Here is an 18,840-nt window from a genome sequence, read left to right on the forward strand (position 1 = left end):
GGCCACCGCCCGGTGGCCCCTACGGCGCACCGCCGGGTCCGGAGACGGGCAACACCCCCAGGAGAACCGGTCACTTACCCACTGATCCGCACGGGCGCGGAGGTCCCCCCGCCGAAAGCAGCGGGAGGGCGGGAGCACCCCCGCGCCGCCGGGCGCGGGGGTGCCCGTACGACACGGGGAGGGGGAACCCTGTTTGACCGCCGGGTGGCCGACGTGATTCAGTCACCCCGTGAACGGACGCGGCAAGGCCTTGCACCGGAGGGTCCATCTGGACCTCCTCCGGTACGCTGGCTGCGTGTGTACCGCCGCGCGTTAGCCCGCGCTCCCGGCCTACCGTTCACCGCCGCGTCAGAGGAAGCCCCCCGGCTCGGGGCCCCGGCGCGTCCTTCCCCCGGGTGGTACCCCTTGTCGACCCGCACTGTTTCCGCGCCCACCGCAGCCGATCTGCTGGCCTTCGCCCGCCGCGTCGCCGCCGACCGGACCCTGGTCGGCGATCTCCCCCTCGACCCCGAAGGCCGCACCTGGGTGCGGCTGGAAGCCCCCGGTGGAGCCGAGGCGTGGCTGATCGGCTGGCCCCCCGGCGCCGAGACCGGCTGGCACGATCACGGCGGCTCGTACGGCGTCTTCGTGACCGCCGCGGGCGAACTGACCGAGCAGTCGCTGTCCGTGCCGCTGCCCTCCGAGGGCTGGCGCTCCCTGGAACTGGCCGAGGACCTGGACCGCCACCGGGTCCTGCCGGAGGGCGAAGGGCGGGCGTTCGGCCGTCACCACATCCACCAGGTCGTCAACCGCTCCGAGACCGGCCACGCCGTCTCCGTGCACGCCTACTACCCGCCGCTGCCGCTGATCCGCCGTTACAGCCGCAAGGGCAGCACGCTCCGGCTGGAACTCGTCGAACACCCCCAGGAGTGGTGATGACTTCCCGCCCGACCACCGACGCCCGCCCGACCGCCGCCGCCCCCCGCTCGATAACCGACCATCTCGCGGCGGTACGGGCGGGTCTCGTACGGCTGGACGCCCGCGCCGCCGCCGACGCCGCCCGCGACGGCGCGCTGCTGGTCGACATCCGCTATGCCGCACTGCGCGACCGGGACGGCACGGTGCCGGGCGCCGTCATCGTCGAGCGCAACGAACTGGAGTGGCGGCTCGACCCATTCGGCACCCACCGCCTCCCGCAGGCCACCGGCCACGAACTCCAGGTGATCGTCTTCTGCAACGAGGGCTACGCCTCATCCCTCGCCGCAGCCTCCCTCCACGCCCTCGGCCTCCACCGCGCCACCGACCTCATCGGGGGCTTCCAGTCCTGGCGCACCACCGGCCTGCCCGTCACGCCACCCGACGGCGCCCCCACCGCGCTGACGCCCCACATCGCAGCGGCAGCCGCGGGCGGCCACTGACCGCCGCGGGCGGACCCGCGCTCGACCACGATGCGCACGGGACCTCCCCCCGGCGAAGGCAGGGGGAGGGCGGGAACACCTCGCGCCGTCAGGCGCGCGTCACCCCACCGACTCGATCGTCACGTCCTCCCGGCGCACCCCGGATGAGTCCGCGTCGATGGAGCGGCGCAGCGCCTCGTGCAGGCGGGCCGGGGTCAGGACACCGAGGAACCGGGCGCCGTCGACCACGGCGATCCACCCCGCGTCGTACTGCAACATCGTGCTGAACGCCTGCTTGAGCGTGGCACCCACCGGCACCCACGCCTCCATCCGCCGGGCGTGATCGCGTACCGTACCGCCCTTCGCCTCGGCGAGCGCCTCCGCCTGGACCCAGCCGTGCAGCTCGCCGTCGGAGTCCAGGACGACCGCCCAGCGGGCGTCCTCGCCGCGCATGGTGGCCGCCGCCTCGGGAACCGGGTCGTCCAGCCGCACGGTCGGGGGCTGTTCGAGGTCGGTGGGCTCGACCGAGGTGACCGAGAGCCGCTTCAGACCGCGGTCGGAGCCCACGAACTGGGCCACGTACGGGGTCGCGGGGGCACCCAGGACGGTCGCCGGTGTGTCGTACTGCTCGATACGGCCTTCGCCGTACACCGCGATACGGTCACCGAGCCGTACCGCCTCCTCGATGTCGTGGGTGACGAAGAGCACCGTCTTGCGCACCCGGGACTGGAGGTTGAGGAACTCCGTCTGCAGCCGCTCGCGCACCACCGGGTCGACCGCGCCGAACGGCTCGTCCATCAGCAGCACCGGCGGGTCCGCGGCGAGCGCCCTGGCCACGCCGACCCGCTGCCGCTGGCCGCCGGAGAGCTGGTCGGGATAGCGCGGCCCGAAGGTCTTCGGGTCGAGTCCGACCAGGTCGAGGAGTTCGGCGGCCCGCTCGCGGGCCGCCGCCCGCTTCCAGCCGAGCAGCGCCGGCACCGTCGCGGTGTTCTCCAGCACCGACTTGTGCGGGAAGAGGCCGACTTGCTGGATCACGTAACCGATCCGCCGCCGCAGCTTCACCGGCTCGATGTCGGCTATGTCCTCGCCGTCGAGCAGAATCCGGCCCGAGGTCGGCTCGATCAGCCGGTTCACCATCTTCATCGTGGTCGTCTTGCCGCAGCCGGACGGACCGACCAGGGTGACCAGTTCACCCGCGCCCACCTGGAACGACAGGTCGTCCACGGCGATGGTGCCGTCGGGGTAGCGCTTGCTGACGTTCTCGAATCGGATCATGGGTCCTCACTGATGGGCTTGCCACCGTACTCTGCTCGCCATGTGTGGCGGGAGTGTTGCGGGTGGATGGCAGGTGGCCTGGATGCCACCGCGCGGCGCTAGGCTCGGCCGCGTGATCGGTTCAGGCATGCGGCACGACTCGACGGGGGAGGTGGACACGCATGGCATCCGAGAACTGCCTCGTCGCGAATGACTGGATATGCGGGGAATACCTCCGTAACTACCGCCAGGAGCTCACCGACGCGACGGTCCAGCACATCTGGATCACCGCCGTGTCGGTGGCCATCGGCCTGCTCGTCGCCTTTCCGCTGGCACTCATAGCCCGCCGCTGGCGGGTACTGGCCGGACCCGTCCTGGCGGTCACCACCATCTTGTACACCGTGCCCTCCCTCGCGATGTTCGCGCTGCTCCTGCCGGTCTACGGTGTCTCGCCGTCACTTGTGGTCACCGGCCTGGTGCTCTATTCGCTGACCATTCTGGTACGCAACATCCTCGCCGGTCTGGACGCCGTGCCACCGGACGTACGGGAAGCGGCCCGCGCGATGGGATACGGCCCGCTGCGGCTGCTGCTCACCGTGGAACTGCCCCTCGCGCTGCCCGCGGTGATGGCCGGGCTGCGGATCGCCACCGTGTCCACCGTCGCGCTGACCACGGTCGGCGCGATCATCGACTACGGCGGCCTCGGCAACCTGCTGCTCAAGGCCATCGGCAGCAACTTCAAGGCACAGGTGCTCGCCGCGTCCGTCCTGTGCGTGGTCATCGCGGTCATCGCGGACGTGGCCCTGCTCGGCGTGCAGTGGCTGCTCACCCCGTGGACGCACCGCGGGCGCGGCAAGGCGCTGAGAACGGCAGAGGTCGTCGAGGCGGAGAAGGTGGCGACGGCATGAGCGCGGTGACCGGAGCCTGGCACTGGCTCACCACGAAATCCCACTGGACCGGTTCCGACGGGGTGGTGCACCGACTGGTGGAGCACCTGTACTTCAGCGGCGTCTCGCTCGGCATCGCGCTGGTCATCGCGCTGCCGATGGCCGTGACCCTCGGCCACTTCGGCAAGGGCGGCGGCCTCGCGGTCAACGTGTCCAACATCGGCCGGGCCGTCCCCACCTTCGCCGTGCTCACCCTGCTGCTCGTCGCGATCGGCTCCGGCAGCGACTGGCCGGTGATCATCTCGCTGGTGCTGTTCGCGGTGCCGCCGCTGATCACCAACGCCTACGTCGGCATGCGCGAGGCCGACCGCGACGTCGTGGAAGCCGCCCGCGGCATGGGGATGACCGGGAGTCAGCTGTTGTTCCGGATCGAACTGCCCCTGGCCTTCCCGCTGATCTGGACCGGCATCCGGTCCGCCGCCGTCCAGGTGGTGGCCACCGCCACGCTCGCCGCCATGGCGGGCTTCGGCGGTCTCGGCCGGATCATCACCGCCGGTTTCAACCGGCAGATCACCGCCCAGGTGGTGGCGGGCGCGGCGCTGGTCGCCGTGCTCGCCCTGCTCGTCGAAGGGGTCTTCCTGGCCCTGCAACGGCTGCTCGACCCCATGCGCCGGCGCAACCGGCCCGGCGCGAAACCACTGTCAGGAGTGCTGAATCCATGAACGGACGCGTACGCGTCGCCGGTACGGCTCTTGCCGCCGCCCTGCTGCTGACGGGCGTGGCCGGCTGCGGAGGCGACAGCCTGGAGGAGAACGGTGCCGAGTCGGCGTCACCGTCGAGCAACGGCGCTGACCCGGGCTCCGGCGGCGGCAAGGGCGACCTGGTGATCGGCTCCGCCGGTTTCACCGAGAGCGCGGTGCTCGCCGAGCTCTACGCCAAACTGCTCTCGGACGCCGGCTACCACACGTCGGTGCAGACCCTGGCCAACCGTGAGCTGTACGAACCCGCCCTGGAGAAGGGCCAGATCGACGTGGTCCCGGAGTACGCGGCGACCCTCGCGGAGTTCCTCAACGCCAAGAAGAACGGCCCCAGCGCCAAGCCGGTCGCCTCCGGTGACGTGAACGCCACGGTGGCGGCGCTCACCACACTCGCCACCCCGCGCGGGCTCAAGGTGCTGACGGTCGGTCAGGCCGTGGACCAGAATGCCTTCGCGGTCAGCAAGGATTTCGCGAGCAAGCACAACCTCAAGACGCTTTCCGATCTGGGTGCGTCCAAGCTCAAGATCAAATTGGCGGCCGGTGACGAATGCCCCGACCGGCCGTTCTGCGAGCCCGGTCTGAAGTCGAAGTACGGAATCGACATCACCGGAATCGACCCCAAGGGCGTCGGCACCCCGCAGGCCAAGCAGGCCGTCAAGGACGGCACCGACCAGCTGGTGCTGACCACCACCACGGACGCCACGCTGGAGCAGTACGACCTGGTGCTGCTCACCGACGACAAGCACCTGCAGAACGCGGACAACGTCCTGCCGGTCGTCAACGCCAAGGACGCCGGCGACCCGGCGATCGCCGCCGCGCTGGACAAGCTCACGGCGGTGCTCACCACCGCCGACCTCACCGAGCTGAACAAGAAGGTGGACGCCGAGCGGTTGAAGCCGGCCGATGTGGCGGCGGACTACCTGAAGTCCAAGGGCCTGAGCAAGTAACGGTTCGCAAGTGATCACGGAGGGCATTCCCCGGGCACATGGGGAACACATCGTGCCGCGGTGAATGCCCTCCGTATTCGATGCCTCATCGGAGGGCAAACCCCTTGAAAATTAAGGCCCCCGCCGCCCCACGGCCGCTGCGCGCACGCTAAATTTCTGGCCATGCCCCGTGGACGCCATCGCCATTCCCCGCCGCTGCACCGGATGTTGCCGCCGCTGACCGTCGCTGGCTGCGCCGCGGCACTCGCCGCCGCCTCCCTGCTCGCCGGTGATACGGCCGCGTTGCGGGTGCTCACCGCCGCCACCGCCCTGACCGCCTGCGCGGGCGCGGCCCTCGCCCGCACCTGGGACCGCTCCGCCGGCCGCCGGGTCGCCGAACTGACCACGGCGCGGGTGCGCGACGAGTGGCGCACCGACGAGCGCATCGCCGAGGTGGAGACCGAACTGGAGGAGTCCCGCGAGATCCGCGGGCGGCTGGAGAAGAAGCTGCGCGCCAAGCGGGCGGAACTGGCCCGGCTGCGCACCGAACACGCCGAACTGCTGCGGCGGTACGCCACCGCCGAGAGCGAGCGGGCCCGCGCGCTGGAAGCCCGCCGCCGGCTCCAGGTGGAGGGCACCCGGCAGCCGCTGGCCCTCGGCGCGGGGCCGTCCCCGGTCGGCCCGGCTGCCTTCCTCAAAGCCGAGCAGGCGTTGCGGGACCTGTCCCGCAACGCGGCGAAGCAGCGGGCGCAGGCCACCGTCGAGCACGCTCGACGCCGGGACGTCGCCGTCCCGGACGAGCCGCAGGGCCGCCACGCCGCCTCCGCCGAGGGGCCCGCGGGCGCCGCACAGACCGCGGCGGGGCTGCCGGTCCGCGAACACCGGCTGGTCCCGGCCGTCGCGGCGGCGGTCCTCCCGTACGCCCAGCCCGTCCGCCCGGCCGGCACCGTCGGACACCGCGCTGTCGGCGGCTTCGACTTCTTCGGGACGCAGAAGCTCCCCGCCCTGCCCGCGTCGTCGGCGAGTGGGCACCCCTCGGTGGACCCGGACACGGAACCGGACCCGGCGGTGGCCGCGGACGGGCACGGAGTCGCGCGGTCGCCCGAGCCGGGTGCGCCCCGGCAGAGCCCCGAGCACGCCCAGGCCGCCGAAGCTTCCGCCGAGATCATCGATCTGACGGCCCACGACGAGACCGAGCAGCTCGACCTGTCGGGTCTGCGCGCCAAGGCCTGAGCGGCCGGGACCCGGGCTCCGGGCCCCGGGTGGACGCGGCGCACTCACCGCCCGCGTGACCTGCCTGCGTACCCGTGACCTGCCTGCGTGACCTGTTTGACCTATTTGTCGACGTCGCCCACGACGAAGAACATCGAGCCGAGAATGGCGACCATGTCGGCGACGAGCGTGCCCGGCAGCAGCACGGTCAGCGCCTGGATGTTGTTGTACGACGCGGAGCGCAGTTTCAGCCGGTAGGGGGTTTTCTCGCCCTTGGAGACCAGGTAGTAGCCGTTGAGGCCGAGGGGGTTCTCGGTCCAGGCGTAGGTGTGGCCCTCGGGGGCCTTGAGCACCTTCGGCAGGCGCTGGTTGATCGGGCCCGGCGGCAGCTCGGCGAGCCGGTCCAGGCAGGCGTCGGCGAGGTCGAGCGCGTTGTGCGTCTGGTCGAGCAGCACCTCGAAGCGGGCCAGGCAGTCGCCCTCGGCCCGGGTGACGACCCGCAGGGTGTCGCGCAGCTCTCCGTAGGCCAGGTACGGCTCGTCGCGCCGCAGGTCGAAGTCGACGCCGGAACCCCGGGCGATGGGTCCGCTGACGCCGAAGGCGTGCACGTCTCGTTGCGCGAGCACGCCGACCCCGCGGGTGCGGCCCCGGAAGATCTCGTTGCCGAGGACCAGGTCGTCGAAGCGTCCCATCCGCGACCGCACCCCGGCCACCGCCTGCCGGGCCCGCCCCAGCCAGCCGTTCGGAAGGTCCTCCTTGAGGCCGCCGACCCGGTTGAACATGTAGTGCATCCGGCCGCCGGAGACCTCCTCCATCACCCGCTGCAACTCCTCGCGCTCGGTGAACGCGTAGAAGATCGGCGTGATCCCGCCCAGCTCCAGCGGGTACGAGCCGAGGAACATCAGATGGTTCAGCACCCGGTTCAGCTCCGCGAGCAGGGTCCGGGTCCACACGGCCCGCTCGGGCACCTCCATACCGAGCATCCGCTCGACGGCGAGCACGACCCCGAGCTCGTTGGAGAACGCCGACAGCCAGTCGTGCCGGTTCGCCAGCATCACGATCTGCCGGTAGTCCCGCACCTCGAACAGCTTCTCCGCGCCCCGGTGCATGTACCCGATGACCGGCTCCGCGCTGCGGATCCGCTCCCCGTCCAGCACCAGCCGCAACCGCAGCACGCCATGTGTCGAAGGGTGCTGCGGGCCGATGTTCAGCACCATGTCGGTACCTTCGGCGGCCCCACCGATCCCGATCGTGGTCTCCGTCATGCGGCCATTCTCGCAGGGCCGCGGCGCCCCGCGTCCGCCGAGAGCGGATTCGCCGGGAGCGAGCGGGCGTTCCCGGCCCGGGGGGAAGGGGCAGGGTGGCGGTATGGATCTTCTGGTGCTGGGCGGGACGGAGTTCGTGGGGCGGGCCGTGGTGGACGAGGCGGTGGCCAGGGGCTGGGGGGTGACCGTGTTCCACCGGGGACGGCACCCCGCGCCCGAAGGGGTCGAGGTGCGGACGGGGGACCGGGAAGGAGATCTGGCGGCGCTGCGCACCGGGAGCTGGGACGCCGTGGTCGACACGTGGTCGGGCGCGCCCGCCGCCGTGGCCGCGGCGGCGGAGGTGCTGGGCGACCGGGTGGGCGGCTACGCGTATGTGTCGAGCCGGTCGGTGTACGCGCACCCGACGCCGGCCGGCGCCGACGAGGACGCGCCGCTCGTCGCGGGCGGCGACGGCGACTACGCGGCGGCCAAGCGCGGCGGGGAGATCGCCGCGGAGGAGGCGTACGGGGAGCGGGCGCTGCTGGTGCGGGCCGGGCTGATCCTCGGCCCCGGCGAGAACGTCGGACGGCTGCCGTGGTGGTTGAACCGCATCGCCCGCGGCGGCGAGGTGCCGGCGCCCGGTCCGCGCGAGCTCCCCGTGCAGTACGTGGACGCGCGCGATCTGGCGAACTGGACGCTGGACGCGCTCGCCGCGCGGCGCGGCGGCCCGTTCAACCTGGTCGGCGAGGCCGGCCGTACGACGATGGGCGGGCTGCTGGACGCCTGCCTACGGGTCACCGGCGGGGACGCGGTACTGCGGTGGGTGCCGCCCGAGGTGATCGAGGCAGCCGGGATCGAACCGTGGACCCAGCTGCCGGTGTGGGTGCCGCCGGGGGAGCTGCACGACACGATGCACAGCACCGACGTCGGCCGGGCGCTGGCCACGGGGTTGCGGTGCCGGCCGGTCGAGGAGACGGTCGCCGACACGTGGGAGTGGCTGTGCGGCCGGGGTGGGGTGGCGCCGCAGCGGCCCGACCGGCCGGCGGTGGGGCTGGACGCGGAACTGGAGCGCAGGCTGCTGGCCCGGCTCGCGGAGTGAGGGCTCGCCGCGGGAGTCCCCGCGGTGCGGTCGCGGAGCCGCGTCGGCAAGTGCGGTCGCCGGTCAGCGCAGCAGGTGGGCGCACTCGGGTCCCACGGGGGTGGCGAGCCAGAGGAAGCGGCCGAGGCCGGCCTCGTCCGTGAGCTCGGCGGCTTCCGAGGCTTCGGAGAGGGCTCTCACGTAGGCCGCGGGGTCCTGGGAGGCCAGGGCGAGGGGTGGGCGCTGCCCCGAGATCCCGAGGGCGCGGAGCGCCGACCGCTGGGTGAGGAGGGTGCCCGGGAGGGCGTCCATGGCGACGTGGGCGGTCAGGTCGCAGCTGCCGTCCGGGATGGGCGGGACCTGCCGCCCACCCCGGTAACCCGTCAGGGTGCCGTACGGGGGGCGGGTCCCGCGGGTGTGCCCGTAGTCCACGGCCACCGCGAGCCCCGCGGTGAGCGAGGCGACGGTGGAGGCCCAGGCGGTGTCGCGGGGTGCGCCGATCTCCGCGCGGAGTCCTTCCGCGGGGGACGGTGCGAGGTCTTCCGGTCCGCGCGGGTGACCCGCGCGGACCGGCGCGGGGTTCTCCCGCCCTCCCCCTGCCTTCGGCGGGGAGACCCCCAACCCGTGCGAATGCGACGCGGAGCGCCGGTCCCCCTGTGGGCGGTCCCCGCGGTCGGCGGCTGCCGGTCCGTGCGAGACCGGGGTCGGGTGCCGGTCCTCCCGCGGTTCCCCCGGGCGAGCCCGCCGGCCCGGGGCGTGCTCCCCGCTGCCGGCGGCCCCCGGTGCGTGGCCCTCCGCCCCTGCCTTCTCCGGCAGCAGGGGCCACCATCTCCGCAGCCACTCCGCGTCCTGTCCCCGGACCGGCTCCCCGAGGCGTTCCCTGCCGTCGGGGTGGACCAGGAGGTAGCGGGGGGTGCCGTGGGCGTCCGGCGCGGCCACGTCGAGGGGGACGTTGTCGAGGAACTCGTTGGCGAAGAGGAGGCCGCGGAGAGAGGGGGGCGCGGTGGCGTGCCAGGTGACGCGGGGGTCCAGACCGGCGGGGCGCGGGGCCTTTTCGACGGCGTGGACGCGCAGACGGCGCAGGGTGTCGGCGGGGAGCGCCGCGAGGACGCCCTCGCACAGCTCGCCCGCGCCCGCCCCGACGTCGGCGAAGTCCAGCGGATCCGGGTGCCCCAGGGCCTGGTCCACCCTGCGGAGGAGTTCCGCGACCGCGCGGGCATAGGACGGCGACGCGTGGACGGACGTGCGGAAGTGGGCCGCGGGGCGCTCGCGCACGAAGAACCCCGCGGGACCGTAGAGGGCGCGGTCCATCGCGACGCGCCAGGGCAGCCATTCGTCGTCCACGGGGTGAACGGTACGTGAGGATTGTGGTGGGACCGGTCACAGGGGAACCGCGCTGACCTGGTGAAGCGTCGAAGGTCAGGGCGGGGTGTCACCGGGGGCCGGTAGGGTTCCGGAATACCACAGCGCCGGATGGGCCACAGCGGTGCGTGGGCGGCAAGGCAGTAAGAGGGAGTGGACAGCGGATGACGGCCGGACACGACGGCACCCCGGAGAACGACGACCCGTTCGCGTATCTCTACCGGTCCGAAGGCGGCGACCAGCCCGAACCGGCCGGTGGCGGGCCGCGCTCGCCCCGCACCTCGTACAACCAGGTGCAGCGGGTCGGCGAGCGCCGTCCGGCGAACCCGGGCCCCCAGCAGAACCCGCCGCGGACCGGCGGTTACGGCTACCCGCAGCCGCAGTCGTACGACCAGTACGGCGGCGGCACCCAGCCGTACCCGCAAGCGCAGCAGCAGGCGCCCGGCACCCGCGAGTACACCCGCCAGCCCCCGGGCGGCGGTGGCCACCGCGGCGGCCACCAGTCCGGTGGCGGGCCCGACGCCCGGAGCCGCAAGGGTCTGCTGATCGCGGCCGTCGCCGTGGTCGCCGCCGTCGCCATCGGCATCGCCTTCGCGATGACCAACGGCTCCGGGGACACCAAGGAGAAGACCGCCGACCCCAAGCCGACGCCGACCGCGCAGGTCACCACCACCGCGCCGAGCACGGAGCCGACGCCGTCCGCGACGGCGACCCCGTTCGCCTCGTCGAAGATGGACGCCTCGAAGCTGGCCCTCGTCGGGGGCGCCCAGCAGAGCACCCAGTGGCCGGGCGCCAACGCCGCGGGCGGCATGTACGTGGACCACCTGTCCGGTGTCGGCGCCTCGGTGGAGTGGAGGGTCACGGTCCCGGAGGACGGCGCGTACACGTTCTTCATCAGCTACGGCAACGCGGGCGACGACGCCACCCTCACCCTCGGCGTGAACGGCAAGCCCCGCTCCGACGCGGTCAACCTGATGAACTACGGCGACTACACCGACTGGGCGAAGGCGTGGAACAACCACACCTACTCCTGGGTGGACCTGAAGAAGGGCGAGAACACGCTCTCCCTGACCTGCGCGCCGGGCAACCAGTGCGGGGTGAACCTCGACCAGGTGTGGCTGAAGCAGGGCCAGGTCTCGGACTAGGGCCCGTCGGACGCATGGCGCCGTCCGCCCGCGGGGCGGGCTCGCGGTGTCCGGTGCGTACGAACGCACGGCGGAGGGCCGCCCTCGTGGCGGGCATGGTGGTCGTGGTGTGAACCTCCTCGGACGGTCCCGGCAACGCGGCGGGCGTGCGTGCCGGGCGCGCCGCGGGGCAGGCGGGATGTGTGAGACAGGCCCTGGTGCCGCGGCATTCAGGGTTCGCCCGTCAAGGAGCGTCGTCCGGCGGCGGTGCGTCGCAAGGCGCCGGATCGGCCCCGTAGGCGGCCTGTCCGGTCGGTGCGGCAACGCCGCGAGGTGACCTGCCGGGCGTCGCGACGGGGCACATCTTGACGGACGCGGCTGACATGGCTGACGCGGCACTGGTCAGGGCGTGGCAGCCGTCACCTCCACCCGGTTGCGCAGCTTCTCGTACGTGGCCCGGTCGTACTCCCCGGCGGCCGGTGCCACCACCGTCGCCGCGGAGACCGCGACGGCCCGGGCCAGTCGGTCCGGCCATGGCAGCCCCTCCACCAGGGCGGACAGCAGCCCGGCCACCGCCGAGTCGCCGGCCCCGGCCGGATTGCCGGCCAGTCGGCCTCCGGGCGGCGGCGCCTGCCAGTCGCCCTCGTCGGTGACCGCGAGCATCCCCCGATCGCCGAGGGACGCGGCCACCGCCCTGGCCCCCCGCCGCCGCGCGACCCGGGCCGCCCGGGCGGGCTCGGAGTACCCGGTGAGCGCCATCAGCTCGTCCGCGTTCGGCTTGATCAAGTCGGGCCGCGCGGCCAGCCCGCGCCGCAGCGGCTCCCCGCTGGTGTCCAGCAGTACGTAGACCCCGGCCGCCCGCGCCTCCCGTACCAGGTCGGCGTAGGCGCCCACCGGCAGGCCCCGCGGCAGGCTGCCGCACAGTGCGACCGCGGTCGCCTCGCCGGAGGCGAGCAGTTCCCGGTACGTGCCCAGGAACGCCGCCCACTCGGTGGTGCTCACCGTGGGCCCCGGTTCGTTGAACATCGTCGTGTCCCCGGTCGCGTCGTCCACGACGCCGACGGTCCGCCGGGTGGCGCCCGCGATCGGCACGAGCGCGTCGGTGAGCGGGACCGGGCGGCCTGCCGGGCTGGCACGCGGGGCCTCGGCGAGCCGGCGGCGCAGTTCCTCGCCCACCGGGCCGCCGGCGAAGCCGGTGACGACGGTGCGGTGGCCGAGCGCGGCCAGCACTCTGGCTACGTTGATTCCTTTGCCGCCGGGCCGTTCCGCGGTGTCGAGGACCCGGTGTGTGGTGTGCGGGCGCAGGGAGGAGACCCGGTAGGTCACGTCCAGCGCGGCGTTCAGCGTGACGGTGATGATCACGCGTCGATGATGACAAAACAAAGGCGGTCGGCCCAGACCGGGTCGACCGCCTTTACGAAGCTGTTCACCCGGTGACGGTTGCCGACGCACGGAAAAGACGTCGCGCGCCTGCCTGCCGCGGCGGTGGGGATCTCGCGTCTGCCCGTCACTCCGGTCGGGATCTCCTGCCCGCCTGTCAGCCCGGCCGGACCCGCCTGCCTGTCGCGGCGGTCGGGATCTCCTGCCCGCCTGTCACTCCGGCGGGGACCCGTGTCTGCCTGTCGCTCCGGCGGGGATCTCGCGCCCGCCTGTCACTCCGGCCGGACCACCCACGTGCCCTTCCGCATCACGCCCACCACGTCGTATGCCTCGTCCAGCACCACCAGGTCCGCGTCCTTGCCGGGCTCCAGCGTGCCGATCCGGTCGGCCAGGCCGAGCAGGCGGGCCGGGTTGGTGGACAGGGCCCGTACGGTGTCGGGCAGCGACAGGCCGTCCAGCGTGACGGCCCGCTTGAACACGGTGTCCAGGGTGAGCGTCGACCCGGCGATCGAGCCGCCCTCCACCAGCCGCGCCACGCCGTCACGGACCTCGACCCGCATCGGACCGAGTTCGTACAGCCCGTCGCCGAAGCCGGCCGCGTCCATCGCGTCGCTGATGAACGCGACCCGCTCCGGGCCCGCGCTGCCGAAGGCGAGTCCGAGGACGGCCGGGTGCAGGTGCGTACCGTCGTTGATCAGCTCCACGGTGACCCGCTCGTCCTCCAGCAGCGCCGCGATCGGGCCCGGCAGGCGGTGGTGGAGCGGCGGCATCGCGTTGAACAGGTGGGTGGCCACGGTCACGCCCGCGTCGATGGCCGCGCGGGTCTGCTCGTACGAGGCGTCGGTGTGTCCGATCGCGGCGACCACGCCCAGCTCGGCGAGCAGCCGTACCGACTCCGTCCCGCCGGGCAGTTCGACCGCCAGCGTGACCATCCTGGCGTGGCCGCGGGCCGCCTCGACCAGCTTGCGGACGTCCGCCGGGTCGGGGTGGCGCAGCAGCCCCTCGTCGTGCGCGCCCTTGCGGCACGGCGAGATGAACGGCCCCTCGTAGTGGATGCCCGCGAGGTCGCCCTGCTCGACGAGTTCGGACAGCAGGCCGGCCTGCCGGGTGAGCACGTCCAGGCGCTCGGTGACGGTGGAGGCGACCAGCGTGGTCGTGCCGTGCGCGCGGTGGGTGCGGATCCCGGTGAGGACGTCGTCCGCGGTCCCGGAGGTGAAGGACGCACCGCCGCCGCCGTGGTTGTGGAGGTCCACGAAGCCGGGGACGATCGTGTACCCCTGCCCGGCCAGGTCGTACGTGACCTGCTCGGCCTGCTCGTTCGCGGCGATCGACGCGCCGTCGACGGTCAGCCGGCCGCCTTCCGCCACGCCGGACGGCAGGACCACCCGGGCACCCGTCAGCACCGTGCGCCGCGTTGTCGTTACGGGGGCCATCAGGCGGTTACCTCCACGGAGATCAGATCCCAGGCGAGCAGGCCCGCGCCCAGGCAGCCGGCGGTGTCCCCCAGCGCGGCGGGTACGACGAGGGGCGGTTTCTGGAAGGTGACACGTGCCTCCACGGCCGCCCGCAGCGGGCCGAAGAGGGTGTCGCCGGCTTCGGCCAGGCCGCCGCCGATGATCACGACCCGGGGGTCCAGCAGGGTGAGGCCGGTGACCAGGCCGTCGGCGAGCGCGTCGACCGCTTCCCGCCAGACGGCGCTCGCGGTGCGGTCCCCGGCGGCGACGGCTCGCGCGCAGCCGGCGGCGTCCGCGTCCGGGTCTCCGCCGGCCGCGGCCCACGCCCGGGTGATCGCGGCGGCCGAGGCCAGCGCCTCCAGGCAGCCGCGCTGCCCGCAGGCGCACTCCGGTCCGCCGGGGCGGACCACGATGTGGCCGATCTCACCCGCGCAGCCGTGCGCGCCCGCCTCGATCCGGCCGTCGATGCCGATCGCGCCCGCGATGCCGGTACCCACCGGGACGAAGAGGAAGCGGTCGGCGCCGCGGCCCGCGCCGATCCGGCCCTCGGCGAGCCCGCCGGTGCGGACGTCGTGGCCGAGCGCCACGGGCAGGCCGCCGAGCCGCTCGGAGAGCAGCGCCCGTAGCGGGACGTCCCGCCAGCGCAGGTTGGCGGCGTAGACGGCGCGCCCGTCGGCCTCGTCGACGATGCCGGGGACGGCCACACCGGCCGCGGCGGCGCCTTCGCCGTATTCGCGTACGCCGTGGTCGCGCAGCTCGGCGGCGAAGTCGAGGATCGCGGTGACCACGGCGTCGGGACCGCGGTCCCGGCCGGTGGGGCGGCGCGCCCGGTGCAGCAGCGCGCCGTCCGCGGCGACCAGGGCGGCCTTCATCCCGGTGCCGCCCACATCGAGGGCGATGACGTGTCTCACGGAAGACAGTCTCGCGGCTCACCCCCAGAAAGGTCTAGTCCACTCGCGGGGGAAGATCACGGTTCCCGGTCTTCTCGCCGTTCTGCCGGAGCCGCATCCGTGACTCCCGCCACCCGGCCGGCGAACCGATGTCACGGACGGTGCAGACCTCGGCCCTGGCCGGGCGTGACCTCGGCGATCCGCTCACCCTGCGGCGACGTGGTGTCGCGTGACCCTGATGCGACGGTCACCGCCGCGCAGGCCATGCGGAGGGACCCGGAGCACCGCGCATCTCGTACAGTTCCTGAACCGGCTGCCGGAGGTGGTCCGGGCGGGAAGGGAGTGGGTGTGATGGGGGAGGCGGACGAGGGGTCTGCCGGGGCTTCGAAGGCGCCCGCGCGGTCCGGGGCTCCGCGGTCCGGGGCTTCCGGCCCTTCCGAGGCTTCCGGTCCTTCCGGTCCTTCCGGTCCTTCCGGCGCGGAGGCCGCCGAGGGGCAGGGCGATTCGGGCGGACTCTCGGAGCGGGACCTGGCCGTCCTCGACATCGCGGGCCGAACGTTCAGCGGCCCCGGCCCCCGGGAGCGGGCGATCCGGGAACGGCTCGGCATCTCGCCGACCGCGTACTTCCAACGGCTCAACGCCCTGCTGGACGATCCCCGCGCCCTGCGCCACGCCCCGGTCACCGTCAACCGCCTGCGCAGGGAGCGTGAGCGGCACCGGGGTGAACGGTAGGCGGACCGCGGGCGGACAGCTCCGGAACAGCAGGTCGTGCCACCGTACGCCGGGCATGCGCCCGGTGGGCGCGGGTAGGGTCGGCACCATGGCCTCCGCCGACTTGCTCACGCCCCATACGCCCGAGGGAAAGGAAGGCCTCGCGGCGCTGCTCGCGCGGCCCGAACGAGCCGTGGTCGCGCTCGACTTCGACGGCACCCTCGCCCCCATCGTGCCCGACCCCGAGCAGGCCCGCGCCCACCCCGGCGCTGTACCGGCGCTGGCCCGGCTCGCACCGCACCTCGCAGCGGTCGCCGTCGTCACCGGCCGCCCGGCGGGCGTCGCCGTACGCTACGGCGGCTTCGCCGGGGTGCCGGGCCTGGAGCACCTCGTCGTGCTGGGCCACTACGGCGCCGAGCGGTGGGACGCGCACACCGGCGAGGTCCGCGCCCCGGGCGCGCACCCGGGCGTCACCGCCGTACGCGCGGAGCTCCCCGGCTTCCTCGACCGCATCGGCGCCTGGCACGGCACGTGGATCGAGGACAAGGGCGGACGCGCGGTCGCCGTCCACACCCGCCGCACCGAGGACCCCGACGCCGCGTTCGAAGCCCTCCGCCTCCCGCTCGCGGAACTGGCCGAACGCCACGGCCTGATGGTCGAACCCGGTCGCTTCGTCCTCGAACTGCGTCCCCCGGGGGTGGACAAGGGCGTCGCCCTCGCCGCCTACCTCCGCGAGGTGGACGCCGCCTCCGTCCTCTACGGCGGCGACGACCTCGGCGATCTCGCGGCCTTCGCCGCCGTCCACGCCCTCCGCGACGAAGGCCTCCCCGGCCTGCTCGTCGCCGCGGCCGGCACCGCCGAGACCCCCAAGGAGGTTCTCTCCGAGGCCGACCTCACGGTCCCCGGCCCCGAAGGCGTCGTCACCCTCCTCAACGCCCTCGCCGACGCGCTCGGCTGAGCCCCCGCGCCGGCCGCTCACGCCGCCGGCGAGCGCCTGCCGTCCGGTCTGTGCGTGCCGTCGGTCAGACCTTGACGATCTCGACGGACGGTCCGCACAGCAGGGAAAGGTCCTCGGGGTCAGAGGTCAGCAGGGTCACGGGCTCCGGTGCCGCCCGTGCGACCGCGGCGAGGGCCGCGTCGATCGCGTACTTGTGGCCGTGCAGACCGTGAGCGCGCAGCAACTCGGCGGCCCGATCGGTGACCTGCCGGGTGGCATCGTGGATGTCGATACGGGAAAGGACCCACGTGATACGTGCCGGGTGGACGCGTTCGTAATCCGCCTCCAGCGTCGTCATCGCGCTCGTGACCACGCGAACTCCTTCATCAGCGGCGGCCATGATCAACGAGACGACCGTACGGTCCTTCAGGTACAGCTTCGACAGTCCCTCGCAGTCGAGCACCAGTGTGCCCGGCATCAGGCTGCAGCTCCGCCGGCCCTGCGGTGGTCGTGGCGCAGCAGGGCGCGGGCCGCCTCCACCTCGGCGTCGGTGAGTTCGTCGTGGTCGGTCTCGAAATCCGCCACGATCTCGCGCAACTTGTCCATTGCCACCCGTTGCTCCAACGCCTCGGCGACGTAGGCCGAGAATCCGCCCGCGCCGACATGCTGACGCACGGTCTCGGCGAGTTCCTCGGGCAGACTGATCGAGTACTTCTTGCTACCGCTCATACCGCCGATGCTACCAATGGTGGTAATCGCGTGGCGCCGCGTTACTTCCGTCAGGCGCGCAGGGCCTCCAGCTGGTCGAGGAACCAGCGGGTCGGGGGGAGGGCGGTGGCGGCGTCGGCGAGGCGCTTGGTGCGGGCGGCGCGTTCGGCCTCGGGCATGGTGAGCGCGGTGTTGAGAGCGGCGGCGGTGGCGCTGATGTCGTAGGGGTTGACGACGATCGCGTCGTCGGCGAGTTCCGCGTGCGCTCCCGCCTCGCGGGACAGCACGAGGGCGACGCCGTGGTCGGAGACGACCGGAACCTCCTTGGCGACCAGGTTCATGCCGTCGCGGATGGGGTTGACCAGGGCGACGTCGGCGAGGCGGTAGGCGGCCAGGGAACGGGGGAAGTCGTCGTCCACCTTGAGGATGACCGGCAGCCAGTCCCCGGTGCCGAACTCCGCGTTGATCTCGGCGGCGAGCCGGAAGACCTCGGCGGTGTAGTCCCGGTAGAGCGCGAGGTCCTGGCGGGAGGGGTAGGCGAACGCGACATGGACGACGCGGCTGCGCCAGCCGGGGTGGTCGTGCAGGAGCAGGCGGTAGGCGAGCAGGCCGCGGACGATGTTCTTGGAGAGCTCCGTACGGTCCACCCGGACGATCAGCTTGCGGCCGGGCCCGACCTCCGAGCGCAGCACGGAGATCCGCTCGCCCACGTCCTCCCGGTGCGCCCGCTCGCGCAGGAAGTCGCCGTCCGCACCGAGCCCGTGCACGCCCAGCCGTGTCGTACGGCCCCGGTGCACCACCGACCGGCCGTCCTCGGACAACGACGCACCCAGCACCGACACGCAGCACGCCGCGAACGCGTCCGCCCACCGCCGGGTGAGGAAGGCCGCCCGGTCCGCGCCGAGGATGCCTTCGAGGACCCGCGCCGCCACATCGTCCGGCAGCAGCCGGAAATAGTCCGGCGGCGCCCACGGGGTGTGCGAGAAGTGGCCGATCCGCAGGTCGGGGCGGCGCTCGCGGAGCAGGGCGGGCACCAGCGCCAGGTGGTAGTCCTGCACGAGGACGGCGGCGCCGGGTGCCGCCTCCTCGGCGAGCGCGTCGGCGAAAGCGGCGTTGTACCTCTCGTACGCCGCCCACTGCCGGCGGAAGTCCTCGTCGAAGGCGGGTTCCAGCGGCGTCTGGTACAGCAGGTGGTGGACGAACCACAGCACGGAGTTCGCTATCCCGTTGTAAGCGGCCTCGAACACCTCCGGCTCGACCGCGATCATGCGTGTGCCCGGTTCGGCGACCCCGCGCCGGACCGCCTCGCGGTCGGCGTCGGACAGCGCCGCGCACACCCACACCGCGCCCGCGTCGGGACCGATCGCGCTCAGCCCGGAGACCAGCCCGCCGCCGCCGCGCCGGCTCGTCAGCGTGCCGTCGTCGCCGACGGCGTACGAGACCGGGCCGCGGTTGGAGGCGACCAGGATGTGCGCGGCACGCGATGCGAGGGCCATGCGGCGAGCCTAGCCGTGGAAGTCCTGTCTCAAACGTCCCACG

At 73.3% G+C, this 18,840-nt stretch carries 19 protein-coding genes; 10 read left to right on the forward strand and 9 right to left on the reverse strand.

All coding sequences use genetic code 11. From position 1 onward, the window contains the following. Positions 1 to 405: 405 nt before the first annotated feature. Positions 406 to 915, forward strand: coding sequence for a cysteine dioxygenase (locus VIW71_RS16495; protein WP_331623056.1), 510 nt, complete (start codon positions 406 to 408; stop codon positions 913 to 915). Beyond that, complete coding sequence (locus VIW71_RS16500) at positions 915 to 1,397, forward strand: rhodanese-like domain-containing protein (RefSeq protein WP_331623057.1); 483 nt, start codon at positions 915 to 917, stop codon at positions 1,395 to 1,397. Before VIW71_RS16495 ends, VIW71_RS16500 begins: the two co-directional genes overlap by 1 nt. A gap of 99 nt (positions 1,398 to 1,496) precedes the next feature. Here the strand turns inward: VIW71_RS16500 and VIW71_RS16505 are convergent, their stop codons facing one another. Continuing rightward, positions 1,497 to 2,651 carry an ABC transporter ATP-binding protein gene (locus VIW71_RS16505; protein WP_331623058.1) on the reverse strand — a complete coding sequence of 385 codons (1,155 nt, stop codon included), beginning with the start codon at positions 2,649 to 2,651 and terminating at the stop codon, positions 1,497 to 1,499. Positions 2,652 to 2,812: 161 nt separating this feature from the next. Between VIW71_RS16505 and VIW71_RS16510 the strand changes: the two genes are divergently transcribed. From VIW71_RS16510 to VIW71_RS16525, 4 genes are all read left to right on the forward strand, one after another. After that, positions 2,813 to 3,538: an ABC transporter permease gene (locus VIW71_RS16510; RefSeq protein ID WP_331623059.1), complete on the forward strand. Its 726-nt coding sequence runs from the start codon at positions 2,813 to 2,815 to the stop codon at positions 3,536 to 3,538. Continuing rightward, positions 3,535 to 4,239 (forward strand): ABC transporter permease, encoded by a 705-nt coding sequence (locus VIW71_RS16515; protein ID WP_331623060.1) that lies wholly within the window; start codon positions 3,535 to 3,537, stop codon positions 4,237 to 4,239. Before VIW71_RS16510 ends, VIW71_RS16515 begins: the two co-directional genes overlap by 4 nt. Beyond that, on the forward strand, positions 4,236 to 5,222 hold the full coding sequence (locus VIW71_RS16520; RefSeq protein WP_331623061.1) for an ABC transporter substrate-binding protein: 987 nt from the start codon (positions 4,236 to 4,238) through the stop codon (positions 5,220 to 5,222). The genes VIW71_RS16515 and VIW71_RS16520 overlap by 4 nt, the downstream gene beginning before the upstream one ends. 162 nt (positions 5,223 to 5,384) lie before the next feature. Then, positions 5,385 to 6,434 (forward strand): hypothetical protein, encoded by a 1,050-nt coding sequence (locus VIW71_RS16525; protein ID WP_331623062.1) that lies wholly within the window; start codon positions 5,385 to 5,387, stop codon positions 6,432 to 6,434. A gap of 101 nt (positions 6,435 to 6,535) precedes the next feature. Here VIW71_RS16525 and VIW71_RS16530 read toward each other — a convergent pair whose 3' ends face one another. Beyond that, positions 6,536 to 7,678, reverse strand: coding sequence for an NADH-quinone oxidoreductase subunit D (locus VIW71_RS16530; protein ID WP_331623063.1), 1,143 nt, complete (start codon positions 7,676 to 7,678; stop codon positions 6,536 to 6,538). Positions 7,679 to 7,781: 103 nt separating this feature from the next. Here VIW71_RS16530 and VIW71_RS16535 point away from each other — a divergent pair, with 103 nt between their 5' ends. Further along, positions 7,782 to 8,756, forward strand: coding sequence for an NAD-dependent epimerase/dehydratase family protein (locus VIW71_RS16535; protein WP_331623064.1), 975 nt, complete (start codon positions 7,782 to 7,784; stop codon positions 8,754 to 8,756). 63 nt (positions 8,757 to 8,819) lie between these two features. Here VIW71_RS16535 and VIW71_RS16540 read toward each other — a convergent pair whose 3' ends face one another. Beyond that, complete coding sequence (locus tag VIW71_RS16540) at positions 8,820 to 10,079, reverse strand: SAM-dependent methyltransferase (RefSeq protein WP_331623065.1); 1,260 nt, start codon at positions 10,077 to 10,079, stop codon at positions 8,820 to 8,822. A gap of 182 nt (positions 10,080 to 10,261) precedes the next feature. Here VIW71_RS16540 and VIW71_RS16545 point away from each other — a divergent pair, with 182 nt between their 5' ends. After that, entirely contained in the window at positions 10,262 to 11,242 is a 981-nt protein-coding gene (locus VIW71_RS16545) for a carbohydrate-binding protein (protein ID WP_331623066.1), read from the forward strand. A 381-nt stretch (positions 11,243 to 11,623) separates the two neighbouring features. On the opposite strand, the gene VIW71_RS16550 is transcribed toward VIW71_RS16545, so the two are convergent. From VIW71_RS16550 to VIW71_RS16560, 3 genes are all read right to left on the reverse strand, one after another. Next, complete coding sequence (locus VIW71_RS16550) at positions 11,624 to 12,583, reverse strand: 1-phosphofructokinase family hexose kinase (RefSeq protein ID WP_331623067.1); 960 nt, start codon at positions 12,581 to 12,583, stop codon at positions 11,624 to 11,626. A 290-nt stretch (positions 12,584 to 12,873) separates the two neighbouring features. Next, positions 12,874 to 14,034: an N-acetylglucosamine-6-phosphate deacetylase gene (gene nagA / locus VIW71_RS16555; RefSeq protein ID WP_331623068.1), complete on the reverse strand. Its 1,161-nt coding sequence runs from the start codon at positions 14,032 to 14,034 to the stop codon at positions 12,874 to 12,876. Further along, positions 14,034 to 14,966 carry an ROK family protein gene (locus VIW71_RS16560; protein ID WP_331623069.1) on the reverse strand — a complete coding sequence of 311 codons (933 nt, stop codon included), beginning with the start codon at positions 14,964 to 14,966 and terminating at the stop codon, positions 14,034 to 14,036. Before VIW71_RS16560 ends, nagA begins: the two co-directional genes overlap by 1 nt. 330 nt (positions 14,967 to 15,296) lie before the next feature. On the opposite strand from VIW71_RS16560, the gene VIW71_RS16565 reads away from it, so the two are divergent. Both VIW71_RS16565 and otsB read left to right on the forward strand, forming a co-directional pair. Further along, positions 15,297 to 15,677 carry a DUF3263 domain-containing protein gene (locus VIW71_RS16565; protein WP_331623070.1) on the forward strand — a complete coding sequence of 127 codons (381 nt, stop codon included), beginning with the start codon at positions 15,297 to 15,299 and terminating at the stop codon, positions 15,675 to 15,677. Positions 15,678 to 15,765: 88 nt separating this feature from the next. Beyond that, complete coding sequence (otsB, locus tag VIW71_RS16570; RefSeq protein WP_331623071.1) at positions 15,766 to 16,614, forward strand: trehalose-phosphatase; 849 nt, start codon at positions 15,766 to 15,768, stop codon at positions 16,612 to 16,614. A gap of 64 nt (positions 16,615 to 16,678) precedes the next feature. Here the strand turns inward: otsB and VIW71_RS16575 are convergent, their stop codons facing one another. Genes VIW71_RS16575 through VIW71_RS16585 form a run of 3 tightly spaced genes read right to left on the reverse strand, consistent with a single transcriptional unit; the run spans position 16,679 to position 18,797 of the window. Then, positions 16,679 to 17,071 (reverse strand): DNA-binding protein, encoded by a 393-nt coding sequence (locus VIW71_RS16575; protein ID WP_331623072.1) that lies wholly within the window; start codon positions 17,069 to 17,071, stop codon positions 16,679 to 16,681. After that, on the reverse strand, positions 17,071 to 17,322 hold the full coding sequence (locus tag VIW71_RS16580) for a hypothetical protein (protein WP_331623073.1): 252 nt from the start codon (positions 17,320 to 17,322) through the stop codon (positions 17,071 to 17,073). The genes VIW71_RS16575 and VIW71_RS16580 overlap by 1 nt, the downstream gene beginning before the upstream one ends. A gap of 50 nt (positions 17,323 to 17,372) precedes the next feature. Continuing rightward, positions 17,373 to 18,797 (reverse strand): alpha,alpha-trehalose-phosphate synthase (UDP-forming), encoded by a 1,425-nt coding sequence (locus VIW71_RS16585; RefSeq protein ID WP_331623074.1) that lies wholly within the window; start codon positions 18,795 to 18,797, stop codon positions 17,373 to 17,375. Positions 18,798 to 18,840 lie beyond the last annotated feature (43 nt).

This window comes from Streptomyces sp. (assembly GCF_036524955.1).
In the GTDB taxonomy this organism is placed as follows: Bacteria; Actinomycetota; Actinomycetes; order Streptomycetales; family Streptomycetaceae; genus Actinacidiphila.